The organism is Pandoraea thiooxydans, assembly GCF_001931675.1.
GTDB lineage: Bacteria > Pseudomonadota > Gammaproteobacteria > Burkholderiales > Burkholderiaceae > Pandoraea > Pandoraea thiooxydans.
Map to the genome: position 1 here is coordinate 957,248 of NZ_CP014839.1, position 22,549 is coordinate 979,796.

A 22,549-nucleotide genomic window follows, 5' to 3' on the forward strand; every position below is an offset into this window, starting at 1 on the left:
GCTATGGCAAAGATGACAAGCGGAAAAACGGTGGGCAAGAAGGCAGTGGCAGCAAAGGCCGGTCACAAAGCGCCCGTCACGGGCAAGCCGGCTCGCTCCGCGAGATCTGCTGCCGCCACGCCGTCCGCGACAGGCCACCGAAAGACGTCGGGAAACGTAACGGCACAAAAAAGCGCAGCGGCCAAATCAGTTGGCACGACGGCTGCGAGAGCGGCAAACGCCGCAGTGCGCAAGACGGAGACCGGCAGCAAGGCGAGCGCTGCGCCCAAGGCAAAGCAACCTGCTCGCAACGGAACGGACGCCAAGGCGTCCGCATCGAAACCCCTAACCGGCAAAAGACCCGTCATGGAAAAACGCAAAACCCCATCCGGGCAGCATGCTGGCTCCGAGAAACACTCCAAGGCCCCGACGCCTGCCAAACGCGGTAAAGCCGCATCGGCAAAGGCGGTCGCCTCCGCGACGCAACCGGTGGCTCCCGAGTCTCTTGACAACGAATCCGTGAACGAAGATCAGACCAAAGTTGAAAAGCAAAAGGCGCGTGATCGCCGCGCCAAGGAAAAAGCCCTCCTGAAGGATGCGTTCGCCTCGCACCAGCCCGGCACCGCCGAAGAGCTGGAAGAGCGCCGCACCAAGCTGAAGGCGCTGATCAAGCTCGGCAAGGAGCGTGGCTTCCTCACGTACGCCGAGATCAACGATCACCTGCCGGACGATCTGGTGGAAACCGAAGCGCTCGAGGGCGTGATCGGCACCTTCAACGACATGGGGATTGCCGTCTACGAACAGGCGCCCGATGCCGAGACGCTGCTGCTCAATGACAACGCTCCGGCCGCCACCAGCGACGACGAGGTGGAAGAAGAAGCCGAGGCGGCGCTGTCCACCGTCGACTCGGAATTCGGCCGCACGACCGACCCGGTGCGCATGTACATGCGCGAAATGGGCACTGTCGAGTTGCTCACGCGCGAGGGCGAAATCGAGATCGCGAAGCGTATCGAGGAAGGTCTCAAGCACATGGTGCAGGCCATCTCCACATGTCCGACCACGATTGCCGAAATCCTCGCGCAGGCCGACCGCGTGGCCAACGAAGAAATCCGTATCGACGAATTCGTCGATGGCTTGATCGACCCGAATGCCGAGGAAAACGCTCTGGCCGCGGCGGCAGCCGAGGAGGAAGAGTTCGAGGCTGACGCGGAGGAAGAGGAAACCGAAGAGGCTGACGACGAGGATGATGGCGACGGCGGCGCCAGCGCCAATGCCGCGCAACTGGAACAGCTCAAGCGCGACTCCCTGGAGAAATTCCAGTCGATCGCCGACTGGTTCCAGAAGATGCGCCGTGCCTTCGAGAAGGAAGGCTATCAATCGAAGCCGTATATGAAGGCTCGCGAGGCGATCCAGACCGAATTGATGTCGATTCGGTTCACCGCGCGCACGGTCGAGCGCCTGTGTGACACACTGCGCTCGCAGGTCGACGAAGTGCGCAAGATCGAGCGCGCGATTCTGCATATCGTCGTCGATAAATGCGGCATGCCCCGCGCCGATTTCGTGAGCCGCTTCCCCGGCAATGAAACCGACCTGAACTGGGTGCACAGCGTGGTCGCCGATGGCAAGCCGTACAGCGCGATCGTCGAGCGCAACGTGCCCGCGGTGCAGGAACTGCAGCAAAAACTGATCGATCTGCAAGCGCGTGTGGTGTTGCCGTTGCCCGAACTGAAAGACGTCAACCGCAAAATGTCGGAAGGCGAGCGGCGCGCTCGTCAGGCCAAGCGCGAAATGACCGAGGCCAATTTGCGGCTGGTGATCTCGATCGCCAAGAAATACACCAATCGGGGCCTGCAATTCCTCGACCTCATCCAGGAAGGCAACATTGGCTTGATGAAGGCGGTCGACAAGTTCGAATATCGCCGCGGTTACAAGTTCTCGACCTATGCCACGTGGTGGATCCGGCAGGCGATCACCCGTTCGATTGCCGATCAGGCGCGCACCATCCGCATTCCGGTGCACATGATCGAGACGATCAACAAGATGAATCGTATCTCTCGCCAGATTCTGCAAGAAACCGGTCTCGAGCCCGATCCTGCGACGCTGGCCGAGAAAATGGAAATGCCGGAGGACAAGATCCGCAAGATCATGAAAATCGCCAAAGAGCCGATTTCCATGGAAACGCCGATCGGCGACGACGACGATTCCCATCTTGGCGATTTCATCGAGGACACCGGCACGGTGGCACCGGCCGACGCAGCCTTGCACGGCAGCATGCGAGACGTCGTCAAGGACGTGCTCGACTCGCTCACGCCGCGTGAGGCCAAGGTCCTGCGCATGCGCTTTGGCGTGGAAATGAGCACCGACCATACGCTCGAGGAAGTAGGCAAGCAGTTCGACGTCACACGCGAGCGCATTCGTCAGATCGAAGCCAAGGCGTTGCGCAAGCTGCGTCACCCGAGCCGCTCGGACAAACTGAAGTCGTTCCTGGAAGGCAACTGATCCGCTGGTAACCGCCTATCGTTTGACGGGCCGTTAGCTCAGCGGTTAGAGCAGGGGACTCATAATCCCTTGGTCGATGGTTCGAACCCATCACGGCCCACCATCCCTGCGGGCTAGCAAGCATATGCTTGCTAGCCCGTTTTTTTATTGCGCGACGATTTCACGAGAGGAGCGATCGACATGGTCGTCAATCCACGATATTTCCCGCTTGCGAGACGACGGGGCAACGGCGCGTGCCGCCCGAACCTGGGGTGCCTCCGAATCTTTTGCTCGTTTAGCGATGACTGGCTGTATCAAACACAGGCATATCTTCGAGATCACAAAGAAAAGAAGAGAGAGCGGAAGGAAAGCCTTGCGAATAGGGAGTCGGCTGTGTGGCTATCCGTCTTGGATTGGATTTTATGTGCTCGATAAAGAGCGATTCGTCCAGCTGTGAGTCAATTAGCGCATTGAAGACATTCGTATCGTGAATCAGCTGTATCCATCGCGCGGAGTGACACTGTATGTGCGGGTGTGAAATCACGTGCTGGTGATAGATATCGTAGACGTTTTCTCCATTGAACCGCGGGCAAAATCTCGTCAGAAACGGTGAGCGGTTGTAATACACTTCCTGCCAGCATTCTTTCGTGACGTGATAACCTCGTGTCGCGACCACGTGCGTGAATCGAATATTGTTTTCGATTGCTCTTTGAATCGCTCGATTAATCTCTTCAAAATAGTTGTCGGCCAAAGCATCGTCCGAATCAACGCGAGACAGTGCAATGTTGGTATATCCCGCCCGTGTGATTTCTTCGTTGACCTGTTGGATATGATTTTTGTCTTTTGAAAAAACAGGGGTAACGATGTCGGAAAATAGATGCTCAAATTTTCTGTAATCTGCCTCGTCAGTTTCATCCATCAGGAGAAAATTTTTAAGGCTCTTAACCTTTTGACGCCGCAGTGACGCCGCCAGGAACCGACGAAACAATGCAACTCTGTAGGCGAACCATTTGCTTCTATTCTCTTCTGGTCCGTAGGCAATTTCCTGCCACTCTGGATTCAACTTAAGCGAAAATCGAACCACCACGAGGTTGTTGATCTCCATACCCATCGTGTGAATCGACTTGTGCTGTTACGCGCGGAGTAAAAATGAGCCACTTCGCGCGAAGTAAATCTGAGCCACTTTTTCGTAAAGTCGGATCTTTTTGCGCGAGATCCGAGTGCTACACAAGGAAGAGTGGATGGAAATTCATGTGCTCAAGGCCCAGGGCCTCTCGGAGCGACAGATAGCCCGCCAGCTGGGCATTTCGCGAAACACGGTTGCGCGGTACCTGGATGCACCGCAGGCACCGAAGTACAAGATGCGCGAGCCACGAGCGACCAAACTGGAGCCGTTCAAAGCCTATATCGAGAAGCGGATTGCGCAGGCCCGGCCGGATTGGATACCGGCACCGGCCATGCTGCGCGAGTTGCGTGCACAGGGCTACACCGGCCAGATCCGGCAATTACAGGATTTCATGCGAAGCCGCAAGCCGATTCCCAAGGACGATCCGGTGGTACGCTTTGAGACCGCACCCGGCCAGCAGATGCAGTGTGATTTCGTCGTGTTCCGGCGCGGACGTGCTCCTCTCTATGCGTTCACGGCCACCCTCGGCTACAGCCGCTGGCGCTGGGTATGCTTCACTAGCGACGAGACCGCCGCCACGCTGGTCGCCTGCCACCATGCTCTGTTCGAGGCCTTGGGGGGTGTGCCCAGGGAGGTCCTGTACGACAATGCCAAGAGCGTCGTGATCAAGCGCGACGGCTACGGCCAAGGCCAGCATCGCTGGAACGATGACTTCCTGGACATGGCCAAGCTGTATGGCTTCATGCCGCGCCTGTGCCGTCCGTATCGCGCTCGCACCAAGGGCAAGGTAGAGCGTTTCCACCGCTACTTGCGCGGCAACTTCTATGTCCCGCTGGACAGCCGGATGCGCGCCAGCGGACTGGTCGTCGATGTCGCCACCGCCAATGCCGAAGTCGGCAAATGGCTGCGTGATGTAGCCAACCGCCGCGTGCATCCGCAAACCGGTCATGCCCCGTGCACCCTGTATGAGAACGTCGAGAAGGCACAGCTGCAATCATTACCAAAGCACGTACCGAAGCTTCAGCCGAGCTGGCCGGCGACACGGCCGGTGCGTGAGCAGATCCACTCGCTTCAGCATCCGCTGTCGGTCTACCAACAGATCCTCACGGAGGTGGTGGCATGAATCTGCAAGCAGAGCGCATCGACGCCTACTGTCGGCAACTCAAGCTTGACGGCTTGGCCGAACGGTTCGAAGCTATCGCCGCTCAGGCCTCCGAGCAGGACTGGAGCTTCATGGAATTCCTGGAGCAGGCCTTGGCCCACGAACGGGATGCTCGGCAGGTGCGAAGTCGGCAGACGCTCGCCCGGATGGCCTCCTTCCCGGTGATCAAAACACTGGAGCAGTATGACTTCGAGTTCGCCACCGGCACGCCAAGGAACCTGATCGAAGAGTTGGCCACGCTGCGTTTCATCGAGCGCGGAGAGAATGCTGTCTTCCTCGGTCCTTCTGGCGTGGGCAAGAGCCATCTAGCTATCGCTCTGGGCTACCTAGCCACGCAGGCCAGCATAAAAACTCACTTCGTGAGTGCCGCCGATCTGATGCTGCAACTCGCGGCCGCACAGCGACAGGACCGCTACGACTCGGTCATGCGCCACCGGGTGCTCGGCCCACGATTGCTGATCATCGACGAAATCGGCTATTTACCCTTTACCGGAGATCAGGCCAGCCACTTCTTCCATATCGTCTCAAAGCGCTATGAGCGAGGCGGTTCGATGATCCTGACCAGCAATCTTCCGTTTGCACAATGGGGCGACACCTTTGGCGATAACCCGACGCTGACTGCGGCAATGCTCGACCGCATCTTGCATCACGCTCACATCGTGCAGATCAAGGGTGACAGTTACAGGCTAAGGAAGCAGAAGAAAGCAGGATTCCTGGGCAAACCAGGTAAGCCAGTGGCTCAGAATTCGGTCGCGTAAACCGCCGCCTAGTGGCTCAGATTTACTTTGCGTTTGACAGTGCTGCATTTTTTCCATTATGCGCGCCATTCGTGATTACCATTCGCATTATGGCCGTTGACAAAAATGAGTTTAACAGCGCACGCGCAGCCGTATTGAGTTAGCGAAAACCTCCTCGATTCGTCACGGGAGCGTGTGTGCCGGTGAGTATCTACCCGGCGGAAGATGTCGGCCGGCTAGCAGCAAAGCGCGGTAGCGCGAGGCTGTCGAGCATGTGATTTATCGCGGCGGAAATCGAAATCCGCCTTAAACGACGAGCAAAAAAAATGGCCAGCAATCTGCTGGCCATAAAATCCACCAGGAGGAGGTGGAGGAGACAGGTGAATAATATCAGGGAAATCCCTATCAGGGATAGCTCTTAATAGAGGTGTTGCTCTATTGCAACAATTGAGCCGGTCAGCGCCTATATTGCCGCCTGTAACGCATTGCAGCACTGCCGGCTGGCTGGGCAATGCACAATGGCCAGCAACCCCACAATATTCGTTTGGCATGAGGTCGACCGTTGATGAATCCGAATTTCGCACGTCTTCGTGAATTTGTAACGGCCTTCGGGGCGTTGGTGGCAGCTCGGCCCAGCGAGGCAGACTTGCTGCGCGAAGGCGAACCGCTTTTGGCCGGCCTGGTGTCGGTCGACGATTGGCTGCCGGCTGAATATGCTCAGCCGGATCCGGCCCGCTACACCCAATATCTGCTGCACGCCGATTCCGAGCAGCGTTTCTCGATCGTCAGCTTTGTGTGGGGCCCCGGACAGTCGACGCCGATCCACGATCACACCGTGTGGGGAATCATAGGATTGCTGCGAGGCGCCGAATATTCGCAGCCCTATCGCCTGGCGCCTGGCGATCGGCCTATCGTGCAGGGCCCGGCCAAGTTGCTGGAGCCGGGGCAGGTCGAAGTCGTTTCGCCGACGGTCGGCGACGTCCATCAGGTACGCAACGCTTTCGATGACCGCGCATCGATCAGCATCCACGTCTATGGCGCCAACATCGGCGGCGTCCGGCGATCGGTCTATCTGCCAGAAGGCGGCCGCAAAAGCTTCGTCTCCGGCTATTCGAACGCCGTCTTGCCCAATATCTGGAGCCTCAACGCATGAGGTGAGCCGGTCTGGCCGCTTTCACGATTGCATTACCGTCACAGTGTGCGACGTAGCAGGGCGCCGGCTGGCGCCGTGGCCTCACGTCGTCTCGGGAGACTTCACCAGCAGCAGCGGCAAGGTCGAGATGCGCAGCAGCGCTTCCGCCACGCTGCCCAGCAGCAGACGGGTCACGCCGCGCCGGCCGTGCGTGCCCAGCACCACCACATCGGCTTTCCAGGCGGTTGCCTCGGCGAGGATGGCCTCGGCGATGGTTTGCGCTCCGACATCGAGATCGAGCCGCTTGATGTCGGCGGCGACACCCTTGGCCTGCAACGGTGCCAGCGCCGCCTGCAGGATGTCATCGGCGTCCTTCTCCAGGACGGCTTGAGTATCGACCGGTACAAAGCCGGCATAGGCGCCGGCGGCCGACGGGTCGAGCATCGGCGGCACGACGGACACCAGATGGATCTTGCCTTGTGTGAGACCGACCAGCTTGACGGCCTCGTCAAGCGCGCGTTGCGACGGCGTGCTGCCGTCGACGGCAACCAGGATGCGTTCGTACATAGGATGTTCTCTCGATGGGAGGGCGCTTTACGAGGATCAACGCCGTTCGTCATGACTACCCCGCCATTGTCGCACCGGCGGGCGGTATCGTCATCAGCAGTGCAAATTAATCAGCGCGACTCAATTCGGCGCCGCCTTGCACGCGATCAGCATCGAGCGCGTGGCATCGTCGTCATCGTTGCGCTGGATCACGTCGAAGCCGGCCGGACCGCATTGCTTGGCCGCGCGCAACCGGCATAAGTCCCATGAACTGCCCGGACAGGAGATCAGGTTGGTCGGCCGATTGTCGGATGTGAATAACGGCGGAGCCGAACTGCAGGCAGTCAAGACAAGCGCGCTCACGCAGATGGCAGTTTTCATGACGAGAGAGTGTGTCGAGGAAATCCAGATGCCGGGAGTATAGCGCGGCGCCACGCGCTTGCGCGGCGAGCCCGATGCAAAGAAGGGCGGGCCGCGCTACAGTAGCGGTTGATGCCCTGCTGGCGCCGCTTGGCGCGGCTCTGCCGTCCTGCTGGGCGCTTTATGGAGGCATTCAGTGCACCCCTCGCCGACGACTTCACCCACGCCGGAAGCGCTCGCCGCTTTTGCGGTCGAGCTCGCTCAGGCGGTACGCCCCATTTCACGGCGGTGGTTTCGCCACCCGCTGGAAATCGAATCCAAAGCCGATCTGAGCCCGGTCACCATCGCCGACCGCGAGATCGAACAAGCGCTGCGCCAGCGCATCGCCGAACGCTTTCCGCTGCACGGCATCCTGGGCGAGGAATTCGGCCTGGCGCACGGCGAGGCCGAATACGTCTGGTCGATCGATCCGATCGACGGCACACGCAGCTTCATCTCCGGATATCCGCTGTGGGGCACGCTGCTGGCGCTGCTGCACCATGGCGCGCCCGTGCTCGGCGTGATCGACGTGCCGGTGTTGAACGAGTGCTGGGTTGGCGTGCGCGGCCTCGGTACGCACCTGAACGGCGAACCGTGCCATACCGGTGCCCGCGGCAACCTGTCCGATGCCACGCTCTATGCCACCACGCCTGACATCTTCGACGCGGCCGAACTCGCCGTGTTCGATGCGCTGAGCCGTCGCGTCGGCATGCGCCGTTTCGGCGGCGACTGCTACAGCTATGCGCTATTGGCCGCCGGGCATGTCGATCTCGTCATGGAGGCAGGCTTGCAGCCCTATGACTACCTGGCGCTCGCGCCGGTCATCGAAGGTGCGGGGGGCGTCATCACCGATTGGCAGGGCCGCGCCTTGACGTTGAGCTCCGGCTCGCGGGTGCTGGCCGCGGCGAACCCGGAACTCCATCGGCAGGCCCTGGATGTGATTCGCGCGGCCCCACCCGGGTAAGCGTTTGTAACAATCGACGCACAAATCCTTACAGCACGTGCAAGCGCCAGCCCTTAACATGAAACGCATTCGCACCGCAGAAGGAATTCGCATGAACGTCACCTGGTTTTTCATGGCGGCAGCCATCTCGTTGGCTGCCGCGCTGTTCTCGCCGGCGTCGTCGGCGCGACCGCAGGCGAACGTAACCGTGATGATCGACCGGGCGCCGCCGCCGCCCGTCTACGAACGGATGCCGCCGCCGCGTCGCGGCTATGTCTGGTCGCCCGGCTACTGGCGCTGGACCGGTCATCGCCACATCTGGGTCAACGGACAATGGGTGCGCGCGCGCCGCGGTTACCGCTACCAGCCGCCGCACTGGGTACGCGACGGACGCGAGTGGCGATTCTCTCCAGGTGACTGGCGTCGCTAGCGAGGCGCTGCCGACGAGACTACCGCGCGCGCCTTACGGAGAAGGGCTTGTCGTCAGCTTGAGCGCATCCAGAGCGCGCTCGCGCGCTGCCTGATGCGCCACGATTGGCGCGGGGTAGGTCTGGCCGAGCGTCAACCCGGCTGCTTCGCGCTGCGCTGGCGAAGCCTCCCACGGATGATGCACGACAGAGGTCGGTAAGCCGTCCAACTCCGGCACCCAGCGTTTCACATACACCGCCTGCGGATCGAATTTCTCCGCTTGCAGCACCGGATTGAAAATGCGGAAATACGGCGCCGCGTCGACGCCGGAGCCCGCCACCCATTGCCAACTCGACGGATTGCTGGCCGGATCGGCATCCACCAGCGTATCCCAGAACCACGCCTCTCCGTCGCGCCAGTCGAGCAGCAGATGCTTGGCAAGAAACGACGCGCACACCATGCGCACGCGGTTGTGCATCCACCCGGTGGTCCACAGTTCGCGCATGCCGGCATCCACCAACGGATAGCCGGTGCGACCCTGCTGCCAGGCCCGCAATGCAGCCGGGTCGGTACGCCAGGGCATCGCATCGAAACGCGCTTGAAAATTGCGGCGCGCCAGATCGGGGAAATAATAAAGCTGGTGATACGAGAATTCGCGCCAGCCGAGTTCGGCAAGCAGCTTGTCCAGATCGGTCTGGCTCGCGCGTGTCGTCCCGGCGCGCATCGCCGCCTTGGCTGCGTGCCAGATTTGACGGGGCGACAGATGGCCAAAGCGCAAATACGGCGACAGTCGGCTCGTGCCGGCCACATGCGGCAGGTCGCGGTGGTTGGCATAGCCTGCCAATCCATCTTCCAGGAAGTCATCGAGCCGTTCGTGCGCAGCAGCCTCGCCGCGCCGCCAGGCGCGACGCAATCCCCCGGCCCAGTCCGGTGTGTGCGGCTCGAGCCGCAAGCTGGCCAGCGACACGGTGCGCATCTGCCCAGGCCAAGGATGAAAGGTCAGGGTGGCGGGCGCCGATAACGGAACGGCCGGTTCATCCTGCCGGGAGCATGCCCGCCAGTAGGCCGTGAAAACGCGAAACGGCTGCCCGGCGCCATTGAGCACCGTCCATGGCTCGGTCAGCAATTGGCCGTTGCTGCTGCGCACCGTGATGCCGCGTGCTTCCAGATTCTTTTTCAGGCCGCTGTCGAGCGCACGCTCGGCCGCGCCGTAACGGCGATTCCAGTAAACGGCGCCGGCGCCTGTTTGCGCCACCAGGGTTTCGATCTCTTGTGCCGCTGAGCCTTGCAATATCGCCAGGCGTCCGCCGAGCGAGCTCAGACTCGCATCGAGCGCTTCGAGCGCGCCGTGCAGCCACCAGCGCGCAGCGCCGCCAAGCGGGCGCAAACCGTCGCTTTGTTCGTCCAATACATAGACGCAGATCAGCGGGCGGCCCGATGCGGCAGCGTGATGCAGGGCGGGATTGTCCGCCACGCGCAGATCGTCGCGAAACCAGACGATCGCGGGTGACGGTGATGACGTTGCGGACATGGCAATTTCAATAAAAGGCGGAGGCTAGGATATACCCGTCACGCGTTGCAGGGCGGCCAGGCGAAGCCGATAGGGCAGCAGGCTGGCGAATTTTAACAAGCGCGTAAAGCGCTTTGGAAAGTCGATTTCGAAGCGCCCGCGCGCCAGGCCGTCGACGATCGCCTCGGCGGCCGCCTCGGGCGTTTGCAATGCCGGCATCGGAAAGCTGTTGGCCGCCGTCAGGCGCGTCTTCACGAAACCGGGATTGATCAAATAGACACCGAGCCCCTTGGCATGAAGCTCCGTGTACAGCAACTCCGCAAGATTGATCAGCGCCGCCTTGGTCGGCCCGTACACGGTGGCATTGGGCAGGCCGAGGTAGCCGGCAATACTCGCGATGACCGCAATGCCGCCGCTTTGCTGCGACAGCAGCCCAGGCAATACGACTTCAAGCCCATAGTAGACGCTGTTCAGATTGACCTCGACTGTTTTGCGAACCTGATCCGCCCGGATATCCCACGGACGCAGCGGGCGATATTCGGCCGCGCAAAAAACGATCAGATCGATGGCTTCCCATTCCTGGCGCAGAGTCCGGTGGGACGCGTCCCACGCGGCCGGGTCGGTCACATCCAGCGGCACGATCCAGGCGGTCGGAAGATCCGCCGCGACCGCTTGCAACGCGTCGATGCGCCGCGCCGACAAGGCCACGCTCGCGCCGCGCCGCAACAGGTTCCGCGCCAACGCGGCGCCAATGCCGCTGGAGGCTCCGACCACCCACACCCGCTTGCCTTGCCAGTTGGTCCAACGAGGGTTAAGAGACGTCCATTTCATGATGGCCTCGCGGCGAGCGCATAAGATTAGGCAGGATGCCGAAAGAACAGGGTGACCTGTCCGACCTCGAAGCCGAACTTGGTGACCTTGGCCCGATTGATCATGGTGTGTTCATCGACCAGATACATCCAGTCGTCGAATTGCACGTTGTAGGTCGTCTTGTCGACCGGCAGCTTGACCGTATAGCGCCAATGCAGGGTGTTGCCGGCGGTATGGCCGATCGCCTGGCCGATCACGTCGGCGGCGATACCTCGCCACGAGCCGTCGGGTTGCGCCGTGAGCGTCCAGACGCGACTTTGCTTGGTGCCGTCGCTATAAGTGAAATGCTCGTCGAGCACCAGCTTGCCGTTTTCCTCGCGGCCTTCCATATTGACGTGAAAGCGCTTGACCACTTCGCCGTTGCGTTTCTGGAACATGCCCCATGCCTCGGTTTTACCGCTGAAGAATTTGACGACGTCGAAGTGCGGCTGATTTTGCGCGTAATCGGAAATCTTTTGCGTGGCGCAGGCCGAGAGCATCATGGTGGCGCCCAGTGCGAGCGCGTATTTAATCGAGATCATGTCGAAGGTTCCTCGCTGGTTGAGAATTCCGCGGTGCGCAGGGTCCCCCACGCCGCGAGCTTGAATAAACAGGGCAGCCCGCCATAGGCGAGCGCGAGCGCCGCACCGCCGCTGGCGGCCGCGCCCGGCTGGTAGCCGAACGCAGCCAGCAATGGCAGCGTCAGGCCGGAAAGCGCCAACGCCAGCTTGCCGAGCAGGCTCCACACGCCGTAATAGCCGGCCGGCTGTTCGTTCGGTGGGATCAGGCAAGCCAACAGCACCGGCGGCAGGATCAAATCTGCCCCCAGCGCCAGCCCGGCCATCACGCACACGGCCAGATAGGCTGGTGCGTCACCCGGCCCGAGCAGGGTCGCCCAAATGAAAGCCGCCACCGCCAACGCCATTCCCAGACGCCAGGCACGTGCCGGGCCGATGCGGGCGGCCAGCCGCGTCCAGCCCGGCAAGCCAGCCGCTCCGGCGGCGAAGTAGACGGCCAGGAACAGGCCCGACCAGCGGGGCGCCTGCAGCCGGTCGGCAATAAAAAAGAGCGCCAGCGTGGCTGGTACCGACACGGATATGGCGTTCAGGAAGTAGGGCACCAGCAACTGGCGAAAGCGCGCATTGGCCAGCGTCGAGGTCCAGTTCGGCGCAACCGCCACGACGGGATCCCGCCAGCGCGGTGCATAGCGCAGCAATGCCAGCAGGCCGATGAACAGCAGTACGGCGAATAACGCTGAATAAGCGGCCATGCCTCGCTCGGCTGACCACGTGTGGCTGTTCATCAGCCAGGTCGGCAAGGCGCTGGCGAGCATCACGCCGAGCAGGCCTGCACCCTCGCGCCAGCCCGCGGCATTGGTCAGCCCGGTGGTGCTTGGCGCCAGACGCGCCCCCCAGGCGAGGTAGGTGATGTTCAGCAGGCTGTGCGCGGTATAGACGGCGATCAGCGCCAACGCGAGCCATGCCGCCAGTGCATTGCCCGACAGCGGAGGCAGCCAAAGGCCGGCAAACGTCATGGCCAGCAATAGTGCCGCGACGACCAGCATCGGCGTGAGCCGCCCGCGCCGGGCCAGCCGGTCGATCCATTGCCCCAGCCAGGGGTCCTGCACGGTATCGACCAGCCGGGCGGCAAACAGCACCGTGCCGGTTAGCGACAGCGCCAGCCCGAGATGGGTCGTGTAATAGATGGGCACCTGCACGTACACGGGCAGCGCGGCCATCGCCAACGGCATGCCGAGTGCGCCATATGCGGCCAGCGCCGAGACCTTCTCGCTCATGACGAAGCCCGTCCCAGCAACTGGCGGCGAAGATCGGGCGCCCGCGTGCCGCGATCGAGCCAGATACCGAAGAACCGTTTAGCGAATGCCGGATCGTCGACCGTCGCGGTAAGGCGGCCGTCGGCATAAAAGCGCGCACCTTCGCCGGGCAGGAACACGCCGACGATGCTGTCGCCCGGCGCCACGCCCACGAAGGCGCGCTGCATTGCCAAACGCCACTGCTGCAGAGCGGCCGCGTCGATCGGGTGCACCGCCATCCGGGTGATCTCGTCCAGGCTGCTTTGCACCAGCCGGGCGCGGGAAATGTGCCGGTGATAGATCAGCTTGAGCGCAAACGGCGCCGCAAACGGCGCGCCCGGATTTGCCGCATCGCACGCGCGCCACATTTGTGCGGTGTAGATCAGGAATCCGATCACGCGAAAGTCGCCCTGGCCGCACAGTTGCGCGGCTGGCACATCGGCCCGCCAGCCGGCGTCGAGCGGCGCGGCAGATGCCGGCGGCAGCGTCAGCAGCAGGGCGATCGCGAGCGCCGGGATAAGACGGCGCATGTCAGGCCTGCCGCTTCAGCACGAACTGCACGACATCGGTGCGGGCCTCGTCGAAGCCCGCCTCGCAATACGCCAGGTAAAGGCGCCACAGGCGGATGAACTCCTCGTCGAATCCCTGCTGCCGTACTTCGGCCAGCCGTGCCTCGAACGCCTGACGCCAGCGCCGCAGTGTCTCGGCGTAGTCCCTGCCGAAAGCAAGCGAAACGCGGCCCGCCAGATTGGCCCGGCGGGCGGTGTCGAGCAGCCGCTCGGGACTCGGCAGCATGCCGCCGGGGAAAATCGTGTGCCGGATGAAATCGCTGCTCGCGCGATAGGCGAGAAAACGCGATTCGTCGATCGTGATCGATTGCAGCAACGCGCTGGCCCCCGGCACCAGCCGGTCGTGCAGCACGTTAAAGAAGCCAGGCCAGAAACGCTCGCCCACCGCCTCGAACATCTCGATCGACACCACGGCGTCGTATCGGCCGGCGATGTCGCGATAGTCGCACAGCGCCAGCGTGACCAACGTGCCCAGGCCTGCCTCGGTAACGCGCTCGCGCGCCAGCGCAAGTTGCGCCTCGGAAATCGTCACGCCATGCACCCGAATGCCCTGGCGCGCGGCGTGCAGCGCAAAGCCGCCCCAGCCGCAGCCGATTTCGAGCACGTGCATGCCGGGCCGCAGGCCGAGCGTGTCGATGATGCGCTGGTATTTCGCCGCTTGCGCATCGGCCAGCGGGCGCTGCAGATCGCCGTCGAACCATGCGCTGGAATAGCTCCAGGTCGGGTCGAGCCACAGCGCATAGAACGGATTGCCGATATCGTAGTGTGCGTGAATGTTGCGCCGGCTACCCGCTCTGGTGTTGGGGCGCAGCCGATGCAGCAGGCCGTACCACAGACGCGCCAGACGATTTCCCCACACGGTTTGCGCGACGGCGTCCTCATTGCGGATCGCCAGCCGCAGCAGCGCGGTGAGATCAGGTGTATTGAGCCAGCCGTGGCGATAGGCGTCGGCAAACCCGATATCGCCGGCCCGCAAAACCAGCTCGCAGCCGCGCCAGTCGGTCACTTCCAGGCGGGCGCTGGGGCTACCGTGCGGATCGCCGAATACGCGCTGTTCGCCGGACGGCATGATCAGCACCAGATGCCCGCAACGGATTTTCTCGAGCAGCGAAAGAAACACGCGCGCCAAGGCGGGGATGGGCGTACGCGACGAATAAAGAGTGCGGGAGAGATTCATAATGGGTGTTTCTCCGACGAGGACTCGGTAACGTGAATGGTTTGCGCGACTGCTGGAGGGGCGGGCTTGGTATGAAATGGCACTTTGCGCAGCCACAGGCGCAGCGCCTGTCGATGAATGCGCGCGACGACGCCAAAGGTCAGCAGCGGCTGCCGTAGCACGGCGCTCAGCACCTGCGCGCGGGAGAATGGCTGCTTGCGCCCGCCCACCGAGGTGCGTAACAGCAGGCCGTCGCGATCGAAGTAATCGATGCCCGTGAAGGCGGTCGCGGCGCTCTCGCGCAGGCGGAACTCGTAATGCCCCTCGACCTCGCAAAACGGCGAAACATGGAATGACTTGCGGCACGTCAGCGTCGTGCCCGGGCCGATCGGCGCGGCGTCGCCGGCAGCCAGCAGATAGCGGTGACGCTCGCCGAAGGTGTTGTTGACCTCCGCCAGCAACGCCCGCAATTGGCCCGCGCTGTCGTGGCAGTACCAGAAACTCACCGGGTTGAAGACATAGCCGAACAGGCGCGGAAAGGTCTGCAGCCAGATCGGCCCGTCGTTGGGCAGGCCAGCCTCGGCCAGTTGCGCCCGCATCCAGGTTGCCAGGTCGCTGCCGTCGCGCGGGCCGTAGTCGCGCACGAAAAGACTCAAAAGCCGCCAGCGGTTGACGCCGAACCACCAGCGGCTCAGGCCGGCCAGGCGGTCCAGATTCACGCGCACGCAAAATACCGGGTAGACGAAGCGATTGCGCGTCGGGCGCAGGCGCTCGTGCATGACCTGGCCTGTCAGCAACAGGGCATCATCACCGATATGTTGGGCGGGGCGGGATGTTTTCATAGCTTGGCCCAGGCCGGCAACACGCCGAAATCTCTGGCAACGCGCAACGCCGACTTGAGGCCGTCCTCATGGAAGCCATAACCGGTCCAGGCGCCCGCAAACCAGGTGCGCCGCTTACCCTGTAGTGCCGGCAGGCGCTGCTGGGCCGCGATGGCGGGCAAATCCAGCAGCGGGTGTTCATACTCGAAGCGCTCCAGCTCGGAGCCCTCGACCGGCATTTCGATCGGATTGAGCGTGACGACTACCGGACGGCGGAACGGCAGCGGCTGCAATTGATTGATCAAATAGCTCACGCACACCGGGCGATTGCCTGCAACTGCGCGCCCGCCCAGGTAATTCCACGCCGACCAGACACGCCGCCGCCGGGGCAGCAAGCGCGTATCGGTGTGCAGCAGGGCGATGTTTTTTTGATAACGCACCGCGCCCAGGGTGTCGCGCTCGGCGTCGTCGGCGTCGAGCAGCAGGCGCAGCGAGGTCGGGGCATGAGTGGCCAGTACCACCGCATCGAAGCGCGCCGGGCCCGAGGGCGTCAGCAGCGTGACGCCGTCCGCATCGCGCTGGATCGCGTGAATCGGGGTATCGAGGCGCACGTCGTCCAGCCGCGCGGCAATGCGGCGCACGTACTCGCGCCCGCCGCCGAGCACGGTCCTCCACTGCGGGCGGTTGCGAATTTGCAGCAGCGCGTGATTCATGCAAAAGCGCAGAAACGTCGCAGCGGGAAAACGCAGAATATCCGCCGTCGCACTCGACCAGATCGCCGCGGCCATCGGCAGCAAATAGTTGTCGCGAAATGGCGTGCCATATCCGCCGGCCGTCAACAGCTCACCCACCGAGCAGCCGCTGTGCTGAGATTCGGCAAGGTGGCGCTCGGCGGCGTCGTTAAAGCGCAGGGTGTCACGCAGCATCGACAGGAAGTTTGGCGAAAAAAGGTTCTGGCGTTGTGCGAACACCGTATTCAGATCGCTGCCGGCCCATTCCAGCCGGCCTTGGTCGAGCGACACTGAAAACGTCATGTCGCTGGGGTGGCTCGCTACGCCGAGTTCGGCAAACAGCGCGATCAGGTTGGGGTAAGTCCGGTCGTTGAAAACCAGGAAACCCGTGTCGACCGGATGGCGCTCGCCATCGACTTCAGCCTCGACGGTATTGGTGTGACCGCCGAGATAGCTGCCCGCCTCGAACAGCGTGACTGCGTGGCGCCCGGCCAGGAAGTAGGCGCTGGCCAGACCGCTGATGCCCGAGCCCACCACGGCAATGCGTAGTCCATTGGATCTGGTCGGATTGACAGTGTTGATCGCGTGCTTGCCCATCGAGTTATTTTCTCCGGCCGCTTTGAGTCATTTCCGGGAATCCCCGTAACTATTTGTTAAATAACTATTTTTTTGCTTTCTGGCTTTTCCCGTTGCCTTTGCCGGTAACGGTGCTAAGATGCTTAAACTATTTTGGAAAAAATACTACTACACAGTAGCGATATTTACCAATGGGTATTTTCAATAAATTGAGCTTCAAGGATCAAGCCTTCAAGTTGCGCGAGGACGCCATCCTCGATGCCGCCACGCGCATGCTTGCCAGCAAGGGCTTCGATCTGATGACCATGGACGACGTCGCGCTCGAGGTCGGTATCTCCAAACCGAGCCTCTATAAGCATTTCAAGTCCAAGGAAGATCTGGTGGGCGAGGCGTTGATCCGCCTGATCGACGGCGCGATCGAGCATCTCGGGCAAATGCCCGCCACGCTCACGCCATTGCAGCGCCTGAGCGATCTGCTCGAATGGGCGCTGCGCGTGCGGCTCGGCGGCGGCTTGCCGTTCCTGCCCTCGACGAGTGCCCACGTGCGCGACATGCTGACGCGCAATTTGCGGTACGTCGCGCGCGTGCTCAAGTTGCATCAGCAGCTCAAGGCGCTGGTGCGCCAGGCGAAGGCCGCTGGACAGCTCGACGCGGCATTGCCCGACGACGTAATCCTGTTCAGCTATTACGCCCGCACTTGCGACCCGTCGGTCGATTACCTGCGCCTGTACAGCCAGCTCGACGATGAGGCGATCGTCGCCAGCATGCTGCGCGTGTGCTTCGACGGGCTGCGCTGACCGGGCTCCCGGCCATGCCGCCGCGCCCATGCCGCGCGCGGTCATCATGACGCCCCGCGCGGCAGGATCTGCGCCACATGGTCGGGTGTCGGGCGCGTCGCCGGCGCCGTGTGCTCCACGAACGCCACCACCCGCGCCAGCGCCGGCGCGACCCAGCGCAGCGGCCTGGCAAACGAGCCGATCAACAGTGCATGCGTCACGCCCCGATAGTTTTCGGCCTGGACCGGGTCGTGCGCGGCGCGCAACGCGGCAGCCAGCGCGTCGGAATTGCGTATCGGGCTGACGATCGTGTCGGCCGAGCCCGTGAGCAGCAAGCTCGGCGGCGCGTCGCCGGTGACGTGATTGATCGGTTGCGAGGCCGGCGGCGTATTCGGAAACAGGAAGATCGGCTTGATTTCGTCGACGTCGATCGGCAGAAAATTGTACGGACCGGCCAATCCGATCCAGCCGCTGAGCATGCCTGGCGAGTCGCCAAAGCGGGCCAGCCAGCGCGGATCGAGCGCCACCATGGCAGCGTTGTAGGCGCCGGCACTGTGTCCCATCACGAACAGCCGGTGCGGATCTCCGCCATAGGCTTCGATGTGCGCAAGCGTCCACGCAACCGCACGGGCGGAGTCCTCCACAAAGTCCGGATAAACCACCTGCGGATACAGACGATAATCTGCGATGACCGCGGTGATGCCGCGCGAGGCGAGCGCCTCGCCGACGAAACGGTACTCGCTGCGAGCCCCGCTATCCCAGTTGCCGCCGTAGAAAAACACCACCACTGGTGTTGGCCGGGTCGCGCCAAGCGGCGCATAGATGTCGAGCTTCTGCCGCCCCAGCGGGCCATAGGCGATGCCCGCGCTCAGGCGGTAGGTATTATCGGGCGTCAGGCGATCGATGGTGCGCAGTGGCGAGCAGGCGGCGAGGCAGCCCAGTAAGAGCGGCGTCAGAAAAAACCTGGACCAGATCGAACCAGTCATAAAATCTCCACGAAAAGTGCTGGGCGGCAACGATATTCGTAGATACGGCCGGTCGCGCGATTTGGATGCACTCTGCATTCGAGTTGCGGGATTACGCCCCAGTGGCGGCAGGAATTTTCCGGGAGTCGCGTTGGCGTGGTCGTGCCCGGGGCGTAACGCTTGCCGAGCCGCTACAATGGCCGGCCTCTCAAACGCTTCCTGCCGAACCTCATGCGACGCTTTTCACGCTATGCCGCCGTGTTGTTGTTCCTTGCCGGCGCGTTACACGCGCAAACCAACCCGCCGATGGCACTGCGCGGCGCCACCGTGCAGGTGTACTTCTCACCCGACGGCGGCGCGGCGCGCGCGGTCGTCGGCATGATCGACGGCGCCCGTCAGCGCGTCATGCTGGCCGGCTATCTCCTGACCTCGTATCCGATTGCCCGGGCGCTCAAGCGAGCCCACGCTCGCGGCGTGCAGGTGCGAGTAGTGCTCGATTCGGCCAATGAGACCGACCGATACAGCGGCGCCACCTATCTTGCGCGGGCTGGCATCGACGTAGTGATCGATAAAAAATACGCGATCATGCATCACAAATTCATCATCGCGGATCGCACTCTGGGATTTGGGTCGATGAATTTCACGCGTGCCGGCGATGAAAAAAATGCCGAGAATTTCAATATTTTCCGTGGCGCGCCGACGTTGCTCGACAGATACGAGAAGGAGTTCGAGCGGCTCTATCGAGAGTCGGCGCCCTATCGACGTGGCGGATGAGCCGATTCGACGTAATGGTGCGCGGTCGGCGCCGGCGATGCGATGTCGGGAGTTGCCGTCAGGAAGAGAGGACGAGCCGATGCCCGGTCTACCCTTTAGCGAGACGAGAAAGAAAAAACCCGCCGACGGCGAGATGCCGGTAGCGGGTGAAATTACTTCTGGGGAAGTCCTGCACTCGTGGGAGTCGAAGAATCTGCAGTTGGTTCCGCGCGCATGCGTTCACCGAACAAATTTAAGGCACTAAAATATCGCTTTGACCACTGATGTTTTATGCAAAGCGACTGCAGCATGGCTTCTCTCGGACGTTTCGTGAAATGGATCGGACTGTGTGCCATTGGCGTCGCTGTTTGCCAGTGCCCGGCCCAGGCCACCGGCACCCCCTGTTTCGTGAACTCGGTCGTCTATGCGTTCACCATGCCTGCAAGCCCGTGGTCATTGGCGTCGGCCGGGGCCTCTTTGCCACGCCCGACATTCAATAGCGGCGGCGAACTCGGCCGGCATTCGATCGTAACGGCGCCGCTGACGGAAGTCACGGCCGCGCCGATAACGTCGGGGGACATCGTGGTCGCGCCATTGCCCCAGGCGGCCGACGCATCCCAGACAGACGGAGCCGCGCCGGAGCAGGGTGTCTCGGCGAGCATTACCCCGCCGTCGAACACATCGGCGCAGGCGCAGCCCCCGCGCGCCAATCGGACCCCGCCGGTGTCGGACTGTTTCCGGCTTGAAGCGCGGAATCCCACCCGCATCCAGCAGAATATCCATTACGCGATCACCCAATTTCAGCCGCAGCGCGGCAGTTGGCTGCCAACCTTGAATGTGCAGCGCAGCGGCGTGCCCGGTGAGGGCAACGTGGGTTGGCAGGTCATCGACGAGCGCCCCTGGCAATTCAATGTCGGCTTGAACAACAACGGCATGACCAGCACCGGAAAAATGGAGGGCACTGCCGGCTTGACCGTCAACAATCCACTGGGTTTGCGCGGTTTGCTCAATACCACCTGGAGCAAGGATCTGCAAAATGCCGCGAATGATCCGACCAATCAAGGCATGAGGGCCAACTACACCTTGCCGTGGAGCGACGCGTGGACATTCGGCGTTTCTGGCAGTTCGATCTTTTCGGCCGATCAGGGCGTGCCGTCGAGCGACAATACTTTCCACTCGCTGCAATGGCGAGTGCGGCACGTCCTGGACGGCTCGCGCGACGGCCAGACATCCCTGCTGTTCTCGGTCACGCGCAACATCGACCAGGCGGCCGGCGATCAATCCACCGGCGATACTTACGCCCAAATCGGCCTGACGCAGCGACATTATCTCGGCATGGGCTATGTCGATTTCTCGTTGTTGCAGCGGGTCGGATCGCCGCTGGCGCCAGTGGCCCCTGGAGCGGGCGGATGGGCCTATCGTTTCGAGTCGCTCAACGCGAACTTCTCGATTCCATTTTATTGAGCCGGTCTGCACCGATGCTGCTTGCGCCGATAGGCTCGGCGCCAGTCGCGCGCCGCGTGCAAAAAAAACCCGCCACGAGGGCGGGTGTAAAAACGAGCCTTTCACGGGGATGAAAAGGCCGACCTCTGCACAAAGAGGTGCATGCATTATGCGAGTCCACACGCATTTGAAACATGAGAATCGGCCGAATATTCGATTCCTTAGTCTGAATGAACGATGCTGCCCGGCATTTCCCGCCGTTGCTGGCTGACGGGCTCAAACAGAGATTCCACAGGTATCCACAATAGATTCGATTGAAAATTTAAATTGCACACAACTTAATTGTGTCCTATATTAAAGCCATGCCAAACAAATCCAAACCCGCCGATCAAAGTCCTGGCGATGACCTGCGTCTCGAGAATCAGCTGTGTTTTGCACTGTATTCGACGTCGCTTGCCATGACAAAAATATACAAGCCGCTACTCGATGCGCTCGGACTGACCTATCCGCAATATCTTGTAATGCTCGTGTTGTGGGAGAGCGACGGGCTGATGGTGTCGGAAATCGGCGAGCGTCTGTTTCTGGACTCCGGCACATTGACACCATTGCTCAAACGCATGGAGGCAAACGGCTTGCTGAGCAGGCTGCGCGACGCCGACGACGAGCGTCGTGTGCGCGTGAAGTTGTCGAAAGCAGGCAGCGATCTCAAGCGTGCGGCCGCCGGCATACCCTCGTGCATTCGCCAACTCTCCGGGTGTTCTGTTTCTGAATTGATTTCCCTGAGCCAAAGCGTGAAGGCCTTCCGCCAACGGCTGGTGGCCTGATTTCCCCTCAATCCCACTGATTCAATCTATCCAAGGACGCATGATGACGACGAAACTCGACAAAGTTATTTACACCGCCAAAGCTCACACCACGGGTGGTCGCGACGGCCGCTCGGTGAGCGACGATGGATTGCTCGACGTCAAGCTGGCATTGCCCAAAGTCATGGGCGGCGCGGGCAACGCGACCAATCCCGAGCAGCTCTTTGCCGCCGGCTATTCGGCTTGCTTCATGGGCGCGCTCAAGCATGTGGCAGGGATGAAGAAAGTCGTGGTGCCCGCTGATGCTTCCATCGACGCCAGCGTCGACATCGGCCCCATTCCCGCCGGCTTCGGTATTGCGGTCAAAATGGCAATCCATCTGCCCGGCCTCGACCGGGCCGTGGCGCAAGATCTGGTCGATACCGCGCACCAGGTTTGCCCCTATTCGAACGCCACACGCGGCAATATCGAAGTCGAGTTGACGCTGGTTTGAGTCCAATATCGTCTGCCTGGACCTCGTCTCCACGGGCTCCGTCCCGTGCATTCGGCTAACCGATAGCTGAAAGCCCGCAGCGCCCGGATGCGATGCTGCCCCCTGATGGTTCGGGGGCGGCATCGCCGCAAAGTCGTTTGTGCTGTAGACAATCTGACCGCAAAAGCCTCTGACGAATTTGCCGCCGAAGCTCATGCTGCCGGTTTCGACGATACTCGAGCGCCGCTGGGCGCCCGATACAAACCTCGACGCCCACACTCACTTTCGACGCACGCGGGCTCGTCACACAGGGCGATGTGGCTCACCTGCGATGGCGTGACACGCCGTCTGAGCGAAGGCGATACCTGCTCGGTCGCCCGCCTGGCGCCCCACTCGGAGCGA

General features: G+C 61.9%; 23 protein-coding genes and 1 tRNA gene. 12 read left to right on the forward strand and 12 right to left on the reverse strand.

Going from position 1 to position 22,549, the window contains the following annotated elements; all coding sequences use genetic code 11:
* Positions 1–12 precede the first annotated feature (12 nt).
* The gene (gene rpoD, locus PATSB16_RS04365; RefSeq protein WP_083566857.1) at positions 13–2,478 is read left to right on the forward strand and encodes an RNA polymerase sigma factor RpoD; all 2,466 of its coding nucleotides are present in this window, start codon (positions 13–15) and stop codon (positions 2,476–2,478) included.
* A 27-nt stretch (positions 2,479–2,505) separates the two neighbouring features.
* Positions 2,506–2,581 (forward strand) — tRNA-Ile (locus tag PATSB16_RS04370).
* Between the two features lie 171 nt (positions 2,582–2,752).
* On the opposite strand, the gene PATSB16_RS04375 is transcribed toward PATSB16_RS04370, so the two are convergent.
* Positions 2,753–3,562 (reverse strand): glycosyltransferase, encoded by an 810-nt coding sequence (locus PATSB16_RS04375; RefSeq protein ID WP_169834608.1) that lies wholly within the window; start codon positions 3,560–3,562, stop codon positions 2,753–2,755.
* 115 nt (positions 3,563–3,677) lie between these two features.
* Between PATSB16_RS04375 and istA the strand changes: the two genes are divergently transcribed.
* The 3 genes from istA (at position 3,678) to PATSB16_RS04390 (ending at position 6,635) form a co-directional block, all read left to right on the forward strand.
* A complete protein-coding gene (gene istA / locus PATSB16_RS04380; RefSeq protein WP_047216197.1) occupies positions 3,678–4,706 on the forward strand; it encodes an IS21 family transposase in 1,029 nt (342 codons plus the stop codon).
* Positions 4,703–5,503: an IS21-like element helper ATPase IstB gene (gene istB / locus PATSB16_RS04385; RefSeq protein ID WP_047212435.1), complete on the forward strand. Its 801-nt coding sequence runs from the start codon at positions 4,703–4,705 to the stop codon at positions 5,501–5,503. Before istA ends, istB begins: the two co-directional genes overlap by 4 nt.
* Before the next feature lie 544 nt (positions 5,504–6,047).
* Complete coding sequence (locus PATSB16_RS04390) at positions 6,048–6,635, forward strand: cysteine dioxygenase family protein (RefSeq protein WP_047212806.1); 588 nt, start codon at positions 6,048–6,050, stop codon at positions 6,633–6,635.
* An 81-nt stretch (positions 6,636–6,716) separates the two neighbouring features.
* Here PATSB16_RS04390 and PATSB16_RS04395 read toward each other — a convergent pair whose 3' ends face one another.
* A complete protein-coding gene (locus tag PATSB16_RS04395; RefSeq protein WP_047212807.1) occupies positions 6,717–7,181 on the reverse strand; it encodes a universal stress protein in 465 nt (154 codons plus the stop codon).
* Positions 7,182–7,301: 120 nt separating this feature from the next.
* Positions 7,302–7,541, reverse strand: a complete 240-nt coding sequence (locus tag PATSB16_RS04400; protein ID WP_072628603.1) for a hypothetical protein — start codon at positions 7,539–7,541, stop codon at positions 7,302–7,304.
* Positions 7,542–7,716: 175 nt separating this feature from the next.
* On the opposite strand from PATSB16_RS04400, the gene hisN reads away from it, so the two are divergent.
* The gene (gene hisN, locus PATSB16_RS04405; protein WP_047212808.1) at positions 7,717–8,523 is read left to right on the forward strand and encodes a histidinol-phosphatase; all 807 of its coding nucleotides are present in this window, start codon (positions 7,717–7,719) and stop codon (positions 8,521–8,523) included.
* A gap of 91 nt (positions 8,524–8,614) precedes the next feature.
* Positions 8,615–8,932, forward strand: a complete 318-nt coding sequence (locus PATSB16_RS04410; RefSeq protein ID WP_052892565.1) for a YXWGXW repeat-containing protein — start codon at positions 8,615–8,617, stop codon at positions 8,930–8,932.
* A 33-nt stretch (positions 8,933–8,965) separates the two neighbouring features.
* Here PATSB16_RS04410 and PATSB16_RS04415 read toward each other — a convergent pair whose 3' ends face one another.
* From PATSB16_RS04415 to PATSB16_RS04450, 8 genes are read right to left on the reverse strand one after another with little or no spacing between them, the layout of a single operon-like run.
* A complete protein-coding gene (locus PATSB16_RS04415; RefSeq protein WP_047212809.1) occupies positions 8,966–10,441 on the reverse strand; it encodes a cryptochrome/photolyase family protein in 1,476 nt (491 codons plus the stop codon).
* Positions 10,442–10,465: 24 nt separating this feature from the next.
* Positions 10,466–11,251: an SDR family NAD(P)-dependent oxidoreductase gene (locus PATSB16_RS04420; RefSeq protein WP_047212810.1), complete on the reverse strand. Its 786-nt coding sequence runs from the start codon at positions 11,249–11,251 to the stop codon at positions 10,466–10,468.
* A 26-nt stretch (positions 11,252–11,277) separates the two neighbouring features.
* Positions 11,278–11,811, reverse strand: a complete 534-nt coding sequence (locus tag PATSB16_RS04425) for a DUF3833 domain-containing protein (RefSeq protein ID WP_047212811.1) — start codon at positions 11,809–11,811, stop codon at positions 11,278–11,280.
* Positions 11,808–13,064: an MFS transporter gene (locus tag PATSB16_RS04430; RefSeq protein ID WP_047212812.1), complete on the reverse strand. Its 1,257-nt coding sequence runs from the start codon at positions 13,062–13,064 to the stop codon at positions 11,808–11,810. The genes PATSB16_RS04425 and PATSB16_RS04430 overlap by 4 nt, the downstream gene beginning before the upstream one ends.
* Positions 13,061–13,612, reverse strand: a complete 552-nt coding sequence (locus PATSB16_RS04435; RefSeq protein ID WP_047212813.1) for a chalcone isomerase family protein — start codon at positions 13,610–13,612, stop codon at positions 13,061–13,063. Before PATSB16_RS04435 ends, PATSB16_RS04430 begins: the two co-directional genes overlap by 4 nt.
* A gap of 1 nt (position 13,613) precedes the next feature.
* Positions 13,614–14,828, reverse strand: coding sequence for an SAM-dependent methyltransferase (locus PATSB16_RS04440; RefSeq protein ID WP_047212814.1), 1,215 nt, complete (start codon positions 14,826–14,828; stop codon positions 13,614–13,616).
* Entirely contained in the window at positions 14,825–15,649 is an 825-nt protein-coding gene (locus PATSB16_RS04445) for a DUF1365 domain-containing protein (protein WP_047212815.1), read from the reverse strand. The genes PATSB16_RS04440 and PATSB16_RS04445 overlap by 4 nt, the downstream gene beginning before the upstream one ends.
* Positions 15,646–16,956, reverse strand: a complete 1,311-nt coding sequence (locus PATSB16_RS04450; protein WP_047212816.1) for an NAD(P)/FAD-dependent oxidoreductase — start codon at positions 16,954–16,956, stop codon at positions 15,646–15,648. The genes PATSB16_RS04445 and PATSB16_RS04450 overlap by 4 nt, the downstream gene beginning before the upstream one ends.
* Positions 16,957–17,126: 170 nt before the next feature.
* On the opposite strand from PATSB16_RS04450, the gene PATSB16_RS04455 reads away from it, so the two are divergent.
* Positions 17,127–17,732, forward strand: a complete 606-nt coding sequence (locus PATSB16_RS04455; RefSeq protein WP_047212817.1) for a TetR/AcrR family transcriptional regulator — start codon at positions 17,127–17,129, stop codon at positions 17,730–17,732.
* A gap of 44 nt (positions 17,733–17,776) precedes the next feature.
* On the opposite strand, the gene PATSB16_RS04460 is transcribed toward PATSB16_RS04455, so the two are convergent.
* Positions 17,777–18,697, reverse strand: coding sequence for an alpha/beta hydrolase (locus PATSB16_RS04460; protein ID WP_047212818.1), 921 nt, complete (start codon positions 18,695–18,697; stop codon positions 17,777–17,779).
* 210 nt (positions 18,698–18,907) lie between these two features.
* Here PATSB16_RS04460 and PATSB16_RS04465 point away from each other — a divergent pair, with 210 nt between their 5' ends.
* From PATSB16_RS04465 to PATSB16_RS04480, 4 genes are all read left to right on the forward strand, one after another.
* The gene (locus tag PATSB16_RS04465) at positions 18,908–19,450 is read left to right on the forward strand and encodes a phospholipase D family nuclease (RefSeq protein ID WP_052892797.1); all 543 of its coding nucleotides are present in this window, start codon (positions 18,908–18,910) and stop codon (positions 19,448–19,450) included.
* Between the two features lie 288 nt (positions 19,451–19,738).
* Positions 19,739–20,893, forward strand: a complete 1,155-nt coding sequence (locus tag PATSB16_RS04470; RefSeq protein ID WP_156884599.1) for a ShlB/FhaC/HecB family hemolysin secretion/activation protein — start codon at positions 19,739–19,741, stop codon at positions 20,891–20,893.
* A 341-nt stretch (positions 20,894–21,234) separates the two neighbouring features.
* Entirely contained in the window at positions 21,235–21,696 is a 462-nt protein-coding gene (locus PATSB16_RS04475) for a MarR family winged helix-turn-helix transcriptional regulator (protein WP_047212820.1), read from the forward strand.
* A 43-nt stretch (positions 21,697–21,739) separates the two neighbouring features.
* Positions 21,740–22,168 (forward strand): organic hydroperoxide resistance protein, encoded by a 429-nt coding sequence (locus tag PATSB16_RS04480; protein WP_047212821.1) that lies wholly within the window; start codon positions 21,740–21,742, stop codon positions 22,166–22,168.
* Positions 22,169–22,549: the final 381 nt, after the last annotated feature.

Bases quoted from the DNA above. Each gene is read 5' to 3' on its own strand.
- PATSB16_RS04400 (WP_072628603.1), bottom strand. From the start codon at position 7,541: ATGAAAACTGCCATCTGCGTGAGCGCGCTTGTCTTGACTGCCTGCAGT.
- PATSB16_RS04460 (WP_047212818.1), bottom strand. From the start codon at position 18,697: ATGACTGGTTCGATCTGGTCCAGGTTTTTTCTGACGCCGCTCTTACTG.
- istB (WP_047212435.1), top strand. From the start codon at position 4,703: ATGAATCTGCAAGCAGAGCGCATCGACGCCTACTGTCGGCAACTCAAG.
- PATSB16_RS04475 (WP_047212820.1), top strand. From the start codon at position 21,235: ATGCCAAACAAATCCAAACCCGCCGATCAAAGTCCTGGCGATGACCTG.
- rpoD (WP_083566857.1), top strand. From the start codon at position 13: ATGACAAGCGGAAAAACGGTGGGCAAGAAGGCAGTGGCAGCAAAGGCC.
- PATSB16_RS04410 (WP_052892565.1), top strand. From the start codon at position 8,615: ATGAACGTCACCTGGTTTTTCATGGCGGCAGCCATCTCGTTGGCTGCC.
- PATSB16_RS04430 (WP_047212812.1), bottom strand. From the start codon at position 13,064: ATGAGCGAGAAGGTCTCGGCGCTGGCCGCATATGGCGCACTCGGCATG.
- PATSB16_RS04415 (WP_047212809.1), bottom strand. From the start codon at position 10,441: ATGTCCGCAACGTCATCACCGTCACCCGCGATCGTCTGGTTTCGCGAC.
- PATSB16_RS04440 (WP_047212814.1), bottom strand. From the start codon at position 14,828: ATGAATCTCTCCCGCACTCTTTATTCGTCGCGTACGCCCATCCCCGCC.
- PATSB16_RS04450 (WP_047212816.1), bottom strand. From the start codon at position 16,956: ATGGGCAAGCACGCGATCAACACTGTCAATCCGACCAGATCCAATGGA.
- PATSB16_RS04395 (WP_047212807.1), bottom strand. From the start codon at position 7,181: ATGTACGAACGCATCCTGGTTGCCGTCGACGGCAGCACGCCGTCGCAA.
- PATSB16_RS04375 (WP_169834608.1), bottom strand. From the start codon at position 3,562: ATGGAGATCAACAACCTCGTGGTGGTTCGATTTTCGCTTAAGTTGAAT.
- PATSB16_RS04390 (WP_047212806.1), top strand. From the start codon at position 6,048: ATGAATCCGAATTTCGCACGTCTTCGTGAATTTGTAACGGCCTTCGGG.
- PATSB16_RS04465 (WP_052892797.1), top strand. From the start codon at position 18,908: ATGCGACGCTTTTCACGCTATGCCGCCGTGTTGTTGTTCCTTGCCGGC.
- PATSB16_RS04470 (WP_156884599.1), top strand. From the start codon at position 19,739: ATGGCTTCTCTCGGACGTTTCGTGAAATGGATCGGACTGTGTGCCATT.
- PATSB16_RS04425 (WP_047212811.1), bottom strand. From the start codon at position 11,811: ATGATCTCGATTAAATACGCGCTCGCACTGGGCGCCACCATGATGCTC.
- PATSB16_RS04445 (WP_047212815.1), bottom strand. From the start codon at position 15,649: ATGAAAACATCCCGCCCCGCCCAACATATCGGTGATGATGCCCTGTTG.
- PATSB16_RS04420 (WP_047212810.1), bottom strand. From the start codon at position 11,251: ATGAAATGGACGTCTCTTAACCCTCGTTGGACCAACTGGCAAGGCAAG.
- PATSB16_RS04455 (WP_047212817.1), top strand. From the start codon at position 17,127: ATGGGTATTTTCAATAAATTGAGCTTCAAGGATCAAGCCTTCAAGTTG.
- PATSB16_RS04435 (WP_047212813.1), bottom strand. From the start codon at position 13,612: ATGCGCCGTCTTATCCCGGCGCTCGCGATCGCCCTGCTGCTGACGCTG.
- PATSB16_RS04480 (WP_047212821.1), top strand. From the start codon at position 21,740: ATGACGACGAAACTCGACAAAGTTATTTACACCGCCAAAGCTCACACC.